The following is a 14,412-nucleotide window of genomic DNA, read 5'->3' as shown; positions in this document are numbered from 1 at the left end:
TTGCCTTCCAGGTGCAAACCTCTTCCCACGGAAAAGCACTTGCCTCTTCGCCCCAGCCTAAGCAAGTGGCGATCGCCTCAGAGGTAATAGGCTCCATGCGCACCCGATCCGCCTCGAGCCCCTCTCTCAAAAAACCGTTCTGACTAACGCACTCGCAAGTGAGTGTCCTCGCTTGAGAGCGAAATACCTGGTAACGAAGATCATTGTGTCGTCTTCTCATACCTGTCCCCTCGCGAACCGACTCAGATCTCACGGCCGATGGAAGGCATTCGCTCCCAACTCTCATCCTCCTTTGATTGAGGAGCATCAAACTGGCATTGGGCTAAAAGGGAGGCGAGTTCGTAGCGACGGACTTTACGCTTGCCGGAATGGGACTTAACCGGATGAAAGGGAGATAGCCGAAGAGGTGTGAGGCGGATGAATTTGTTCACAAGGCGCTCGCAAAGTGAGTAATGGGGCGTGATTACTATCAGTGCGAAAACCAAGAAAAAAGGGGCCATTGGCCCCGTTTTCGTGTTTCAGACCTATCCCACAAAACACCAGGAATGCTTACCTACTTATCTTCAGCATGGGTTTCAATTCATGACAAAGATCAATGCAGGAATTAAACCGCTCATGGCAAATACAACCTGAACAACCCACCCCCAAGCGCCCCGCCATTGGCAATTTCGATCCGCCCACGCACGCCGTTACGCTCATGCAACGCCGCAATCCGCGCCGCAAAATACAGCCCGAGCCCGGTGCTGCCGCTCTGCGAGTCGATGCCCTGCACGTAATCCTGCTGGCGCTCGAGCATCCGCGCCGGATAACCCGGGCCGTCGTCGTTGACGCTGATGACCAAGTGCTCGTGTTCCTCGCCAATGCTGATCAACAGCGCATGGCCAGCATAGCGGGTGGCGTTGGTGATCACGTTGGCGATCACCGAAGCCACCAGTTCACGGTCGAAAAAGCCCAGCGGGTTGTCGGAGTCGACACGCCAGGTCGCAAGGATGTCGTTGTGCTGCAGCACTTCCTGGTGGGCCGCCAGCTGGGCCTCGATGAAGTCTTCCAGCTCGTGGTAGTCCGGGCATACCGGCAGCTGGTTCACCCCCAGCTTGTACAGCCCCAGCAACTGCACCAACATGCCGTTGAGGTGACGGAACTCATGCTCGATCACGCCCTGCTCGGTACCGCTGCGCCATTCTTCAGGCAGCCGCGCCATCCACTGGTCATGGGACTGGATCAGCGCGGACAGCGAGTTCTTCAGGTCATGCACGGTGGAGGCGATCACCGTGGAAAAATCCAGCCCCTGGTTATCCTGGCTCATGCGCCGAAGACCTTGATGTGCAGTTTGCGGTAGCGGTCAAAGCGGCTGTCGCTGGTCGGGATGCCGGCCACGCGGCTCAGGCAGTCGCGGCATTCCTGCTGGATCGCCGGCGGTGTCACCTCGCCACCTATGCGCAGCAGCGCTTGCGCCGTGTTGAGCGCGATACTGATGTTCTTCGGCTGCAGCGACAGGGCTTTGCGGAACATCTGCAGGGCTTCGTTGAGTTGCCCGGCCTGATAGCTGCGCACGCCCTGGCGATTGAGGTCGACCGCTTCGGTGACCGCACCCAGTACGGCCGGGTCGTCGGTCAGCTTGGCCACGCTCTGCATGACCTTGGGGTCGTCGCCGTAGGTTTCCACGCACCCCTTGAGGATGCTGCCGCCAGCGGCTTCCTGCCCGAGCGCCTGCAATTGCCTGGCCACGGTCAAGGCCGCCTCGACCGAGAAGAACTGGTCCATCTTCTCCAGCCGCTGCATGGCCTGCTCGGTGAGCTTGGCAGCGGTCTCGGGGTCGCCCGCCTGCTGCAGGCTGGCGGCCTTCATCAGCCGGGCACGCACTTGCAGGCCCTGGTCTTCGAGGTTGTCCTTGGCCACTTCGCTGAGCACGGTGTTGATTTCGACCCGCGCGCGGGCATCCAGGCCAAAGCCGGCGTTCTTGCTCATCAACGCCTGGACCAGCCCAAGGTTGCTTTCAGCATCCTTGTAGCGCGAGCTCTGGCCCTGATTCACCGCATGGCGGAAGGCCTTGGAGGCGCTTTCGAAATCTTCGTTGCCCAACGCCAGCTTGCCCAGTGCGGCCTGCCGGCGCACCGCCAGGGGCGACAAGCGTACCGCTTCCTCAAGCATGCCTTGAGCACGCTTGGTTTCACCCTGGGCGACCAGCACTTCGGCCATGCCATCGTACAGCCCGGGCATGATCGGGAATGCCTTGAGCGCCTGCTCGTAGACACCCTGGGCCTGAGCATTCTGCCCGCGCTTGTGCAGCAGGCTGCCGAGTGCCGCATACACCCAGGGTTGCGGGCGGCTGGCGAGGATGCTCTTGAGAAACTTCTCCAGCTCATCGAAGCGGTTGAGGTCACGCAGCGCGTCGGCGCGATAGCGCAGGCACAACGGCGCAAAACGCGGGTCTTTCTTGCACAGCTCGGCGCACGCCGCCAGCACTTCGGCCGGGCGACCACGGTCGAGGGCTTGCAGAATCGGCTTGAGCAACGTCTTGCGCTGGGTCAGCTTGTCCAGGCGCTGGGCCAGGCCCACGCGGTTGAACGGTTTGGTCAGGTAGGCATCGGGCTCGTGCTCGAGGGCACTGAGCACGATGGCCTGGCTGCTCTCGGCAGTGACCATGATGAATACGCACTCATGGCTGATCAGCTTGTCGAGGATCAGGTCCTCGAGGACCTGCTGGCCATTCTTCTTGCCGTCACCAAGGTGGAAGTCCTGGAGGATAAAGTCGTAGCGCTTCTGCCCGCACATGCGCAGGGCCTGCTCACCGCTGTCCGCGGTATCCACATCGCGCACGCCCAGTTCGCGCAGCATGGAACGGGTCGACGTGCGAAAGTCAGTGAAGTCGTCGACGATCAGAAAGCTCTTTTGCCCGTACTGCAGCATCAACACGACCTGTATTGGAAAGATGGGTGGATGGCGCGCGGCGATGCATGGCGCCGAAACTTGTATCGGCAGCCGGTCAGGAAAGATGAGGGTGGAGAATGCAACGCACTGACCACACGATGACGTCATGGACTGGCGCCATTATCTTGAAACGCCATGCCCCTTGCAGCTAGCTTCAGCCCAGCAAGCCCAGCGACTTGGCACGGGCCACTGCCTGGGTGCGACGCTCCACCCCGAGCTTGCTGTTGATATGGCTGGCATGGGTCTTGACGGTGTGCAGCGAGATGAACAGCCGCTCGCTGATCTGCTGGTTGGAGCAGCCTTGGGCGATCAGTTCGAGCACCGCCAGCTCGCGACCGCTCAATGCCTCGGCAGCGATGCCTGAGGGGGCCGCGGGCTCGGGCAGGCGCGCCAGCAGCTCGGCCTGGGCCTGGCAGGCTGGTTGCGCAAGCAATTGCTCACGCAGCCAACCCGGATGCAATTCGATCAGGCGCTGGAAGGGCTGCACCACCCCGCCCCGGGCTGCGCTCAACGCCATGGGTAGCAGCTGCGCTGCCTGTGCTTCACGCCCCTCGCTCAATAACAGGTCGACCCACTGCGACAGTGCGTGCAGGGTGAGCATCATGCCGCCACTGGCCTGCCCGCGCTCGGCCAGGGCGCACAGGCGCGCCACGGCGTCTTCGCTGCGCTGCTGCACACGCTCGAGCAGAGCCTGCTGCAGTTCGATATGCAGTGGCAACAAAGGGTGAAACTCTGGCGCCGCCGCCGGGTGCTGGCCGCCGTAGGTCTGGCCCAGGCGCAGCAACCAGGATTCGGCCAGATCGATACGGCCCTGGGCGAGCCACAGTTCGCACTTCACCAGAGTGATCATCGCCAGGTAGAAGATCGGCGGCACATCCCAGATGTGCATCAACCGCTCCGCCTCGGCCAGCTCGGCGAAAGCCTCGGCAAATTGGCCCTCACGGCCATCGAGCGAGGCAATCACGCAATGGCCGATCAGCACGCTGATGTCACGGCAGGCGCGCGCCTCGCCAAGCCCTGCGCGCAAGCGCGCACGCCCTTGCGCAGGCTGCAGGCGCGCCACCAGCAGGTAGCCCTCGTACAAGGTCAAGCGGGCCCGCACCGCGTACAGCCGCTGTGCCGACAGCCCCTGCAGGCGCTGCAAACCTTGACGCACTTCATCCAGCGCCCGCAACACCTCGCCGCGGGCATGCAGCACCCGCGCACGATCATAATGCGCCAGCGCCTCGAACAACGGGTTGCCGACTCGCTGCGCCAGCTCCAGCGCTTCGCGGTTCCAGCCGCGCGCGCGCCAGAAGTCGCCATCGGCAATGGCCAGGTTGGACAGCGTCGACAGGCACACCAGGCGTTGCCCATAGCGCTTGCTCGGCAGGCTCTGCAGCGCTTCGCCGCAATAGGCCAAGGTCCGTTCGCGGTCACCCCGGCCACGGGCGATGACCCCGCTCAGGGCCAGCCACTGCGCCAGCATCGACCTCTGTGCGGTGGCCGAAGGCGCGGGCAGGAAGCGGCTGAGGTAACTTGCCAGCTCTTCTGCCGCATCCAGCTGGCAGGCCAGGCCCAGTGCCCAGCTGTACAGCACGATCAACCGCGGCGTGCTGATCAGCAGGCTGTCGGGCAGGTCCATCTTCCAGCGCAACAGCATGCCGACGTTCTGCTCGGCCAGCAGTTGTTCTTCGGACAGGCTCTGCACCAGGTCGGCGGCAACGTCGAGGTGGCCAGCGCGTAACGCCTGTTCCACCGCCTCGTCGAGCAACCCCTGGGCCTGGAACCAGCGGCAGGCGCGCAGGTGCAGGCGCGCCAGCGGCTCGCTGGACTGGCGGCTGCGCAGCAGGTCAGAGAACAGGTGATGGTAGCGATACCAGTGGCCATGTTCGTCCAGCGGCACCAGAAACACCTGATGCGCCTGCAGATAACGCAGGATCGCGTCACTGTCGTGACGTTCACGCAGCGCATCACACAGCGCAGCGCAAAAGCGCTCCTGGCAGGCCGTGTCGTCCAGAAACGCCTGCACGTCCGCTGGCAGCATCTCGATGACTTCTTCCAGCAGGTAGTCGCGGATCAGCCCTTCGCCACCGTGCAGGGCCTGGGGCAAGGCATGCTCGTCACCGGCCTCGCTGGCGGCCAACTGCCAAAAGCGCAGTCCGGCCACCCAGCCATCGCTGCGTTGAATCAGGTTGTCCAGTGCCTGACCGCGCAGCCCTGTGGGCTGGCGGCCAATCACTGCCAGCGATTCGTCCGGTGTCAGGCGCAGATCCTGCTCGCCAAGCTCGACCAGCTGGCGTGACAGACGCAGCCGCGCCAGGTGCCAGTCCGGGCGCTGGCGGCTGGTTACCAGCAGTACCAGGCCAGCCGGCAAGTGATTGAGGAAGAACTGCAGGCAGCGATCGAGTACCGGCCCTTGGGCCAGGTGGTAGTCGTCCAGCACCAGCAGCAAAGGCGTATCGGCCTGGAGGTAGAGCGCCAACTCGTCGAGCAAGCTGTCGATCCACTCTTCGAACGCAAAGGGTTGGTGGCGCTGACGCATCTTCAACAGGCCCATGGCCTGCCCGCCCAGTGCCGGGCAGTATTGCTGCAGGCCTTCGAGCAGGCGCTCAAGGAAACGGCCGGGGTCGGCATCCCGCTGGCTCAGGCCGAGCCACAGGCTGCGCCAATGGCTGGGCAGCGACTCGCAGAATTCGATGGCCAGGGAGCTTTTGCCAAAGCCTGCGGGGGCGTTGACCAATAACAGGCGCCCGCCAAGGCCGCCCTGCAAGCGGCGGCACAGACGTGCACGCGGCACGTGGCCGTCCGGCTGTGGTGGCCGGAAGAAACGCCCGTCCAGCAGGCCCAGGGCCTGGCTGGCGAATCCATGCGTACGGGACAGATCTGTCATGGCCGGCTCGTTCTGTTGGGAAAACTACGGCGGTACGGATGCTTGCGAGACTAGCGGGTAATGCAACGCATTTGAAGATGATGGGCGCCATTTGCCTGGAAAAGACTGCGACAAAAAGCAACATGGCTGACAGACAGTGGCTGGGGCGGGGGTTTGGCGAGGTATTCATCGGTCTTATCGGCACGCCCAAACAGAAACGCCCCGGCAAGCCGGGGCGGTCTGGGAGATCACACGGAGTTGCAGGTTTTCAGCTCAACGGATACCCGACTGGCGCAGGGCCGCTGGCTGGAAATCAGCTTTGCTGGCAGTGAAGCCAAAGTCGTACGCTTTTTTCTCTTCGTTCTTCATGCCCAGCGCCAGGTAGCGCCCCGACTGCAGGTCGTAGATGGCTTCCAGGGTGTACCACGGTACCTGGTTGTTGTAGTACGGCTGGGCATGGGCCTCGGAGATGCGCCACAACTGACCACGACCGTCGTACTGGTCGATCACTGCAGCTTGCCAGGTGTCCTCGTCGATGTAGAAGTCACGCTTGGCGTAGATATGGCGCTGGCCAGGCTTGAGCGTCGCGACCACATGCCAGACCCGGCGCAGCTCGTAGCGGGCCAGGTCCTGGTTGATGTGCCCGGCCTTGAGGATGTCGGCGTACTTGAGCTTGGGGTCATCCAGCTTGAAGGCGTTGGAGGCGATGTACATCTCCTTCTTGCCCTCGAGCTTCCAGTCGTAGCGGTCCGGCGCACCGTTGTACATGTCCAGGTTGTCCGAGGTGCGCAGGCCGTCGGCCGCGGTACCCGGGCCGTCGTACGACACCTGCGGTGCCTGGCGCACACGGCGCTGGCCGGCGTTGTAGATCCACGCCTTGCGCGGCTCCTTGACCTGGTCGAGGGTCTCGTGCACCAGCAGCACGGTGCCGGCCAGGCGTGCCGGAGCGGTTACCTCCTGCTTGAAGTAGAACAGGATGTTGCCTGGGTTGTTCGGGTCGTAGTCCTTCATCTTGTCGCGGAAGACGAACTGGTCGGCGAAATACACCAGGCTGTAGGAGCCGTTCTGCTGCGGGGTTGCCTGGGTCACCAGGCGGCTGACGCTGCCGCCGCGGTAGCGCGTGATGTGGTTCCAGATCACTTCCAGGCCGCTTTTCGGAATCGGGAAGGGCACGGCGGTCTGGAAATTGCTCAGGCCGTTGCCGCCTTCGACCAGGGTGGTCGCGGTGGCGTTCTTCTTGATGGCGGCGAACACATCGTCAGGCGCGGTGGCACCGCGGTGGGTCTTGAACACCGGGATCTTGAAGGTGTCCGGGTAGCGCTTGAGCATCGCCAGCTGGCCCGGCGAGAGCTTGTCCTTGTACTGCTCGGCATTCTGCGCGGTGATGGTGAACAGCGGCTTGTCGCTGCCATACGGGTCAGACAGGAAACCCTTGGCATCGACGCTGCCTGCGGTCTTCGACAGTGGCTCCCAAGGGCCGATCGAACCGTCGGCGTTACCGGCCTTTTCCGCACCCATCGGGGTCAGGGTGCTGCCAAGCTTTGCCGCTTCGTCGGCGGAAACCGCAGCCATGACGCTGGTCGCCAGCAGGGACAGGCCCAGTACACCGGCTTGCAACAGACTTCTGGTCTTGTTCATCTCGTGTCGTCCTGGATCAGTGTTCTTAGAAGTTCACGCCGAAGCTGAGGGCGACGAAGTCGCGATCATCCACGGTGCTGTACTTGCCGTCGAAGAAGTTGGTGTACGACAGGCTGGCGGTATAGGTTTGCTGATACTCCGCGTCCAGGCCCAGGCTGATCGCCTTGCGCCCTTCCTCGAAGTTGCCGCCCGGCCCCGGCGAATAGCCATCGACGTCATGCGACCAGGCCACGCTCGGGCGCAGGTTCACCCCGGCAAAGACGTTGTTGTAGTCCCAGATCGCGCGTACGCGGTAACCCCAGGAGTCGGCTGTGGTGTAACCGTCGTTTTCGCAGTAGCGCGACACGTTGTTGGCATTCGAGGTGCCCAGGGTGCTGGTGTTGAGCGCCTCGCACTGGCCATTGGGCAGCGGGCCCGGGCCGAACACCGGGTCACGCCCATAACGCGCCTTGGAGGTGCTTTCCAGGCCACCGACGTGGGTCCAGCCGACTTCGCCGACCATGGTCAGCCGCTCCGCGCCCATCACCTGGTCGAAGAAGTGGGTGAACGTGGTCTGCAGCTGGGTGATTTCCTTGCGGCGGTAGCCTGGCTGATCGGCACCTGGGGTGCCTTTCAGCACGGATACGTTGGGGTTGAGCGGGGTCAGGCCCGAGTAGAGGATATCGGTGGTATTGAGCTGCACCGGGGCATTCGGGCGATAGCTGATTTCACCGCTCCAGGCCGTACCGGTGGGCAGCGTGGTCGAGAAACTCAGGCCATACAGGCGAATGTCTTCCGGGTACTCCACGTAGTAGCTGGAGTTGCCTGCAACCTGCAACGGCATCAGGCTGGGCAGCAGGTTGGCCAACGCACCGGCCGGTACGCCCGCTCTGACCAGCGCGCCGGCCAGGCCAGAGGTGCTGTAGAACTGAGCGTCTGCGCCGCGGCCACTGAAGATGGGTGCACGGCTGTGATAGTTCATGAAGTAGCCACCGAACTCGGTGTTGAGCGGCTCGAACATGTAGCGCATGGCTACACCGAACTGCCCGCTGTCGCGCGCATCGCGATCCGCGCCACGGCGCACGATCACCCCTTCGTCAGGGTTGCCGTAGGTCACGCCCCGGGCGGCCAGGGTGTTGTTAACTGGCGTCGCCAGCGGCCCAAGGCGGCTGGTCAGCGAATTTTTTGTGGCGAGTACAGCCAGGTTGTTGTTGCAACCATCGGCGATCACGTCGGGCTGGGAGAAGAACGTCCCGCAGTTGTCGACAACCGTCTGGTCCCACTCGATCTGGTAGAAGCCTTCGGCCGACAGGTTGTCGGTGAGGCTCTGCGACACGTAGAACATGTTGACCGGGATCAGGCCTTCCTTGATCTCGGCACCTGGGCGACGAAACGCCGAAACGTCGATCGGGTTGATCGCGTTGATGCCGCCGCCGATGAAGGTACTTTCGCCCCAGCTCACCACCTGCTTGCCCAGGCGCACCGAGCCCGGCTGATCGCCGACCGCGTAGTTGTGGTAGACGAAGGCATCGAGCAGTTCCGAACCTGCCGACTTGGCGCCCTCCTTGCGATTGGAGTCGCTGATGTCCTTGAATTCGCGGTGTTCGTCTTTCAGCTCGAAGTCGTACCAGTACTTGCCACGTACGAACACACCGGTGTCGCCGTACTTGAGCTCCAGGTCATGGATGCCTTTGAAGATCTTCGAGAAGGTTTCGCCCTTCTTGAAGTTCAGGTGGCCGTCGTCGGAAGTCTGCGACAGCCCCTTGCCGCCGTTGTTGGCACCGATCAGGTTCTGGTTGGGGTTGGCAGTGGACCAGCTGGCGCCGACGGAGAGCGACGAGTCGAACTGGCCTTCGATTTCACCAATGTTGAAACTGACAGCGAAAGCAGGACTTGCGAGCGTGGAAGCAAGGCTGACGGCCAATGGCAACTTGGCCCGGCGCCAGAACGGATTTGCAGATTTCATCGACGCTACTCCATGTACTTTATTGTTATGGCAGTGAGTCCTTTCAGAAACGGCCCGAGCGACCGGTGTGCAGGTTTCCCCTGCAGCGGCACGTCTTGCGCGTGCCGCCCTCCCCCATTCCTGAAAATCCCCTGGGCCCGACTATAGCCAGCAGGCTCAGGTGCTTGATCCCTCTAAAGTGTGATTTGCGCACCCGCTGCCAAATCGCCCCGGCGTTTCCCGGGCAGCGCAGTGGCCGTGCTGAAGCATGGCCGATATTTTTCGTTTGGCAAGGCCTTAGACCGTCTAGCATGCGGGTCGAGCAGCATCGCGCACGCCCCGCAGCGGGCTTACAAGGTAGACAGGAAGGCGCTGTTACTGGCCTGCCACTGGACGATGTCCTGGCGGATACGCTTCTTGTCGAGCTTGCCGACACTGGTCTTGGGAATTTCAGTAACAACGGCGATCTGGCTCGGAATGGCCCACTTGTTGATGTGCCCTTCCTCGACAAACGGCTTCAGATGCTCCTTCAACGCCTTGGCATCGATCGCCTTGTCGTCACGCACCACCAGCAGGGCAAACGGGCGCTCGCCCCATTGCGGGTCGGCCACCCCGACCACCGCCACTTCGCGCACGGCCGGATGACGGCTGATCAGGTCCTCGAGGTCGAGCGAAGAGATCCATTCGCCGCCGGTCTTGATCACATCCTTGATGCGGTCGCGGATATCGATGTAACCCATGCCGTCGAGGGTGGCGACGTCACCGGTGTGCAGCCAGCCGCCGTGCCACAGCTCCTCGCTCTTTTCCGGCTCCTTGAAGTACCCCATGGTCAGCCACGGCGCACGCAGCACCAGTTCGCCCTGGGTCTCGCCATCGGCTGGCAGGAAGTTGCCCTCGCCATCAACGATCGCGGCTTCCACCAACGGCACCGGCACGCCGGCCTTGATGCGGTAGGTGACACGTTCGTCCTCGCTGCCGGCCTGCAGCTCGTCGTTCAGGTGCGCAGCGGAAATCAGCGGGCAGGTTTCGGACATGCCGTAGGCAGCAGTCAGCTGGATACCGCGCGCCAGCGCGGCCTTGTACAGCGAGCTGTTCAGGGCGCTGCCGCCGATGATGATCTTCCAGCCGCCAAAGTCCTGGCCCTGGGCGTTCGGGCAGTTGAGCAGCATCTGCAGGATGGTCGGCACGCAGTGCGAGAAGGTGACCTTCTCTTCGCGCCACAGTTTGACCAGCATGTCCGGCTCGTAGCGCCCCGGGTAGACCTGCTTCATGCCGAGCATGGTGGCCGCGTAGGGGATGCCCCAGGCATGCACGTGGAACATCGGCGTGATCGGCATGTACACGTCATTGCTGCCGAGCAGGCGCACGCTGTCGATGCTGCCGGTCACCGCAGCTTCGGCCAAGGTATGCAGCACCAGCTGGCGGTGGGTGAAGTAGACGCCCTTGGGGTTGCCCGTGGTGCCGGTGGTGTAGAAGGTGGTGGCCACCGAGTTCTCGTCGAAATCGGGGAAGTCGTAGCGCGGGCTGGCGGCGGCGAGCAGTTGCTCGTATTCGCCGATCAGGTTCGGCAGGTCGGCGCTCTTGTCCGGGCCGTCGGTGATCAGCACGGTCTTGTCGACCGTGGTCAATTGCCCGGCGATGGCCTGATAGAGGCCGACGAAATCGCTGTTGACCAGCACGAAGCGGTCTTCGGCGTGGTTCATGGTGTAGAGGATCTGCTCAGGCGACAGGCGCACGTTGATGGTGTGCACCACTGCACCGATCATCGGGATGGCGAACATGCATTCCAGGTAACGGTGGCTGTCCCAATCCATCACCGCCACGGTGTCACCGGCCTTGACCCCGGCTTCGGTCAGCACGTTGGCGAGGCGGGCGATACGCTCGTTGAGCTGTGGATAAGTCAGGCGCAACTGGTCGCGATAGACGATCTCGCGGGTCTTCTCGTAGCGGCTGCCAGACATCAGCAGGCGCTTGATCAACAGAGGGAAGGTATAGGCGCCCTCGGCGGGCTTGATGATGCGGGTCTGCAACATGGTGATCCCTTTTCTGAAAAGCATGCCGGACAAGTCTGGAACTACTGTAGTAGCTCAATGTGACGGTCAAATCAGCCGAAGGAATGATTTGGCGGCGTAAGGTATGAGTGGCATTGTGCGGGGTGATGGATCAACCCCTGCCCTGCCACCGGAGCTTCCCCTGATGCCCAGCTTGCGCCGCGCCGTGTTTCTCGATCACCAATCCCTGGACCTTGGCGACCTCGACCTGTCGCCGTTGCAGCAACAGTTCGACGAATTCGAGCTGTTTGCCGCCACCCGCCCGGAGCAAGTCGCCGAACGCCTGCAAGGCGCCGTCGCGGTGGTCAGCAACAAGGTCATGCTCGATGCCGCCACGCTGGCCGCCAACCCGCAGCTGAAGCTGATCCTGGTGGCCGCGACCGGCACCAACAATGTCGACCTGGCAGCCGCACGCGCGCAGGGCATCACGGTCTGCAACTGCCAGGGCTATGGCACGCCGTCAGTGGCCCAGCACACCATCGCCCTGCTGCTGGCCCTGGCCACGCGCCTGTGCGACTACAACCAGGCGGTTGCCGACGGCGAGTGGGCCAAGGCCAGCCAGTTCTGCCTGCTGGATTTCCCGATCGTCGAACTGGAGGGCAAGACCCTCGGCCTGCTCGGCCATGGCGAACTGGGTGGCGCGGTGGCACGGCTGGCCGAAGCCTTCGGCATGCGCGTGCTGAGCGGGCAGATCCCTGGCCGCCCGGCACGTGACGATCGCCTGGCGCTGGACGAACTGCTGCCGCAGGTCGACGCGCTGACCCTGCACTGCCCGCTCAACGAGCACACCCGGCACATGATCGGTGCCCGCGAACTGGCGCTGCTGAAAAAGGGCGCACTGGTGGTCAACACCGCCCGCGGCGGCCTGATCGACGAACAGGCCCTGGCCGACGCCTTGCGCAACGGCCATCTGGGCGGCGCGGCCACCGATGTGCTGAGCGTCGAGCCGCCGGTCAATGGCAACCCGCTGCTGGAAAAGGGCATCCCACGCCTGCTGATCACCCCGCACAGCGCCTGGGGCGCGGTAGAGTCGCGCCAGCGCATCGTCGGCCAGCTCAGCGAAAACGCCAAGGCCTTCTTCGAAGGCCAGCCACGCCGCGTGGTCAGCTGAGCACGCGCTCAGCCCCGCGCCCGGCTCTGCTACACTGCGCCACTTTTTCAGGAGGCGTCGTCCATGGACCCGCGCAGTGAAGTATTACTCCGCCAGGCAGAGCTGTTCCAGGGCCCGCTGCTGCTCGCCGGCGCCCCCGCTGACGGCCTGCTCGGGCAGTTGCCTCAAGCCCATGGCTGGACTTGGCATGCCGGCGACCAGGCCATGCTCGACAGCCGCTTCCCCGGGCGCAGCCACTACGGCGTCGACGTGCCGCAGGTCGCCTTCGAGACGGCCGTGCTGTTCCTGCCCAAGTCCCGCGAACTGGCGGCCTACCTGCTCAATGCCCTGGCTTCGCGCCTGGCGGGCCGCGAGCTGTACCTGGTGGGTGAGAAACGTGGCGGCATCGAAGGCGCGGCCAAACAGCTGCAGGCGTTCGGCAAGCCGCGCAAACTGGACAGCGCACGGCATTGCCAGCTGTGGCAGGTGACCGTGGACAATGCCCCGCAAGCCAAACCGCTGGAGAGCCTGGCTGAGCGCTTCACCCTCGACCTCGAGGATGGCCCACTGCAGGTGGTGAGCCTGCCGGGGGTGTTCAGCCACGGCCGCCTCGACCGCGGCACCGCGCTGTTGCTCAAGCACCTGGACAACCTGGCGGTCGGCCATGTGCTCGACTTTGGCTGCGGCGCTGGCGTGCTCGGCGCCACGGTCAAACGTCGTTATCCACAGAGCCGGGTCACCCTGCTGGATGTCGATGCCTTCGCCGTGGCAGCCAGCCGCCTCACCCTGGCGGCCAACAGCCTTGAAGGTGAAGTCATCAGCGGCGATGGCATCGATGCCGCGCCTGCCGACCTGAGCCTGATCCTGAGCAACCCACCGTTCCACACCGGGGTCCACACCAACTACCAGGCCTCGGAAAACCTGCTGAAAAAATCCGGCCAACATCTGCGAAAAGGTGGCGAAATGCGCCTTGTGGCGAACAGCTTCCTGCGCTATCAGCCGCTGATCGAGGGTGCATTGGGTAACTGCCAGACCTGCGCCGAGGCCGATGGCTTCCGCATCTATCGCGCCACACGCGGATAAAAACAGGGCTTGCCGAAATGGTTTCGGCTAGGCAGAATCCGCACCGTCCTAGGGGAGTAGTCTCCCGCGAGCGCCCTGCTCGCCCGGCACGCGTCAACATACTTGGCCCACAGGCCATGGCGCGTGCGACCCAGCGACCTGCTCAGACAGGTCCTCGGTTTGACAAGACCTATGACACGCACACCTTACCCGGGGCGGGGAGGCTGTACGTGTCATAGCCGTGTCGACCCGCCCCCGTAGGAATCCTGATGCTGGAATCTCTGTTGGTCCCCACCGCAATCGTTGCCTTGGCCGAAATCGGCGACAAGACGCAATTACTCGCGCTCATCCTCGCCGCACGTTTCCGCAAGCCTTGGCCGATCATCGCCGGCATCATCGCCGCCACCTTGGCCAACCATGCCGCTGCCGGTGCCGTGGGTGCCTGGGTCGGTGGCTTCTTCAGCGAGTCGGTACTGCACTGGATACTCGCCGCGAGCTTCACCGCCACCGCATTGTGGACCCTGGTGCCGGACAAGATGGACGATGACGAGAACCCGGCCCGCCGCTTCGGCCCGTTCCTGACCACGCTGATCGCGTTCTTCCTGGCCGAGATCGGTGACAAGACCCAGGTCGCCACGGTGATGCTGGCTGCCCAGTATCCGCACCTGATCCTGGTCATCCTCGGGACTACCCTGGGCATGCTGATTGCCAACGTGCCGGTGGTGCTGGCGGGTAACTTCGCCGCGGAGAAACTGCCACTGACACTGATTCGCCGCCTGGCGGCTACGGCGTTCTTCGTGCTGGCGATCGTGGCCGTTTACTCGGCGATGAAGACCAGCGGTTGGGTGGGGTAACGCTAAAAAGC

9 protein-coding genes and 1 riboswitch are annotated in these 14,412 nt (G+C 63.4%); of the genes, 3 read left to right on the top strand and 6 right to left on the bottom strand.

Annotated elements, in window-relative coordinates:
• Positions 1–613 precede the first annotated feature (613 nt).
• From F6X59_RS12975 to F6X59_RS12950, 6 genes are all read right to left on the bottom strand, one after another.
• Positions 614–1,306 carry a sensor histidine kinase KdpD gene (locus F6X59_RS12975; protein ID WP_152956574.1) on the bottom strand — a complete coding sequence of 231 codons (693 nt, stop codon included), beginning with the start codon at positions 1,304–1,306 and terminating at the stop codon, positions 614–616.
• Positions 1,303–2,910, bottom strand: a complete 1,608-nt coding sequence (locus tag F6X59_RS12970; protein WP_152956573.1) for a tetratricopeptide repeat-containing response regulator — start codon at positions 2,908–2,910, stop codon at positions 1,303–1,305. The genes F6X59_RS12975 and F6X59_RS12970 overlap by 4 nt, the downstream gene beginning before the upstream one ends.
• Positions 2,911–3,085: 175 nt before the next feature.
• Entirely contained in the window at positions 3,086–5,803 is a 2,718-nt protein-coding gene (locus tag F6X59_RS12965; protein ID WP_152956572.1) for a LuxR C-terminal-related transcriptional regulator, read from the bottom strand.
• Positions 5,804–6,055: 252 nt separating this feature from the next.
• On the bottom strand, positions 6,056–7,420 hold the full coding sequence (locus F6X59_RS12960) for a DUF1329 domain-containing protein (protein WP_152956571.1): 1,365 nt from the start codon (positions 7,418–7,420) through the stop codon (positions 6,056–6,058).
• A 25-nt stretch (positions 7,421–7,445) separates the two neighbouring features.
• On the bottom strand, positions 7,446–9,365 hold the full coding sequence (locus tag F6X59_RS12955) for a DUF1302 domain-containing protein (protein WP_152956570.1): 1,920 nt from the start codon (positions 9,363–9,365) through the stop codon (positions 7,446–7,448).
• Between the two features lie 329 nt (positions 9,366–9,694).
• Positions 9,695–11,377 (bottom strand): fatty acid--CoA ligase, encoded by a 1,683-nt coding sequence (locus F6X59_RS12950; RefSeq protein WP_152956569.1) that lies wholly within the window; start codon positions 11,375–11,377, stop codon positions 9,695–9,697.
• Between the two features lie 163 nt (positions 11,378–11,540).
• Between F6X59_RS12950 and F6X59_RS12945 the strand changes: the two genes are divergently transcribed.
• The 3 genes from F6X59_RS12945 (at position 11,541) to F6X59_RS12935 (ending at position 14,401) form a co-directional block, all read left to right on the top strand.
• Entirely contained in the window at positions 11,541–12,506 is a 966-nt protein-coding gene (locus F6X59_RS12945) for a 2-hydroxyacid dehydrogenase (RefSeq protein WP_152956568.1), read from the top strand.
• A gap of 63 nt (positions 12,507–12,569) precedes the next feature.
• Entirely contained in the window at positions 12,570–13,568 is a 999-nt protein-coding gene (locus F6X59_RS12940; RefSeq protein WP_152956567.1) for a class I SAM-dependent methyltransferase, read from the top strand.
• Positions 13,569–13,607: 39 nt separating this feature from the next.
• Positions 13,608–13,796, top strand: a riboswitch (yybP-ykoY riboswitch).
• 23 nt (positions 13,797–13,819) lie between these two features.
• Positions 13,820–14,401: a TMEM165/GDT1 family protein gene (locus F6X59_RS12935; RefSeq protein ID WP_178120082.1), complete on the top strand. Its 582-nt coding sequence runs from the start codon at positions 13,820–13,822 to the stop codon at positions 14,399–14,401.
• The last annotated feature ends 11 nt before the right edge of the window (positions 14,402–14,412 follow it).

The organism is Pseudomonas sp. MN1F (assembly GCF_009391885.1).
Classification (GTDB): Bacteria; Pseudomonadota; Gammaproteobacteria; order Pseudomonadales; family Pseudomonadaceae; genus Aquipseudomonas.
The sequence above is the reverse complement of the archived record's forward strand: the minus strand, read 5'-3'. Positions and strand labels throughout refer to the sequence as shown.

Excerpts from the sequence above, each read along its gene's own strand:
- F6X59_RS12975 (WP_152956574.1), bottom strand. The coding sequence starts at position 1,306 with ATGAGCCAGGATAACCAGGGGCTGGATTTTTCCACGGTGATCGCCTCC.
- F6X59_RS12950 (WP_152956569.1), bottom strand. The coding sequence starts at position 11,377 with ATGTTGCAGACCCGCATCATCAAGCCCGCCGAGGGCGCCTATACCTTC.
- F6X59_RS12960 (WP_152956571.1), bottom strand. The coding sequence starts at position 7,420 with ATGAACAAGACCAGAAGTCTGTTGCAAGCCGGTGTACTGGGCCTGTCC.
- F6X59_RS12955 (WP_152956570.1), bottom strand. The coding sequence starts at position 9,365 with ATGAAATCTGCAAATCCGTTCTGGCGCCGGGCCAAGTTGCCATTGGCC.
- F6X59_RS12970 (WP_152956573.1), bottom strand. The coding sequence starts at position 2,910 with ATGCTGCAGTACGGGCAAAAGAGCTTTCTGATCGTCGACGACTTCACT.
- F6X59_RS12945 (WP_152956568.1), top strand. The coding sequence starts at position 11,541 with ATGCCCAGCTTGCGCCGCGCCGTGTTTCTCGATCACCAATCCCTGGAC.
- F6X59_RS12940 (WP_152956567.1), top strand. The coding sequence starts at position 12,570 with ATGGACCCGCGCAGTGAAGTATTACTCCGCCAGGCAGAGCTGTTCCAG.
- F6X59_RS12965 (WP_152956572.1), bottom strand. The coding sequence starts at position 5,803 with ATGACAGATCTGTCCCGTACGCATGGATTCGCCAGCCAGGCCCTGGGC.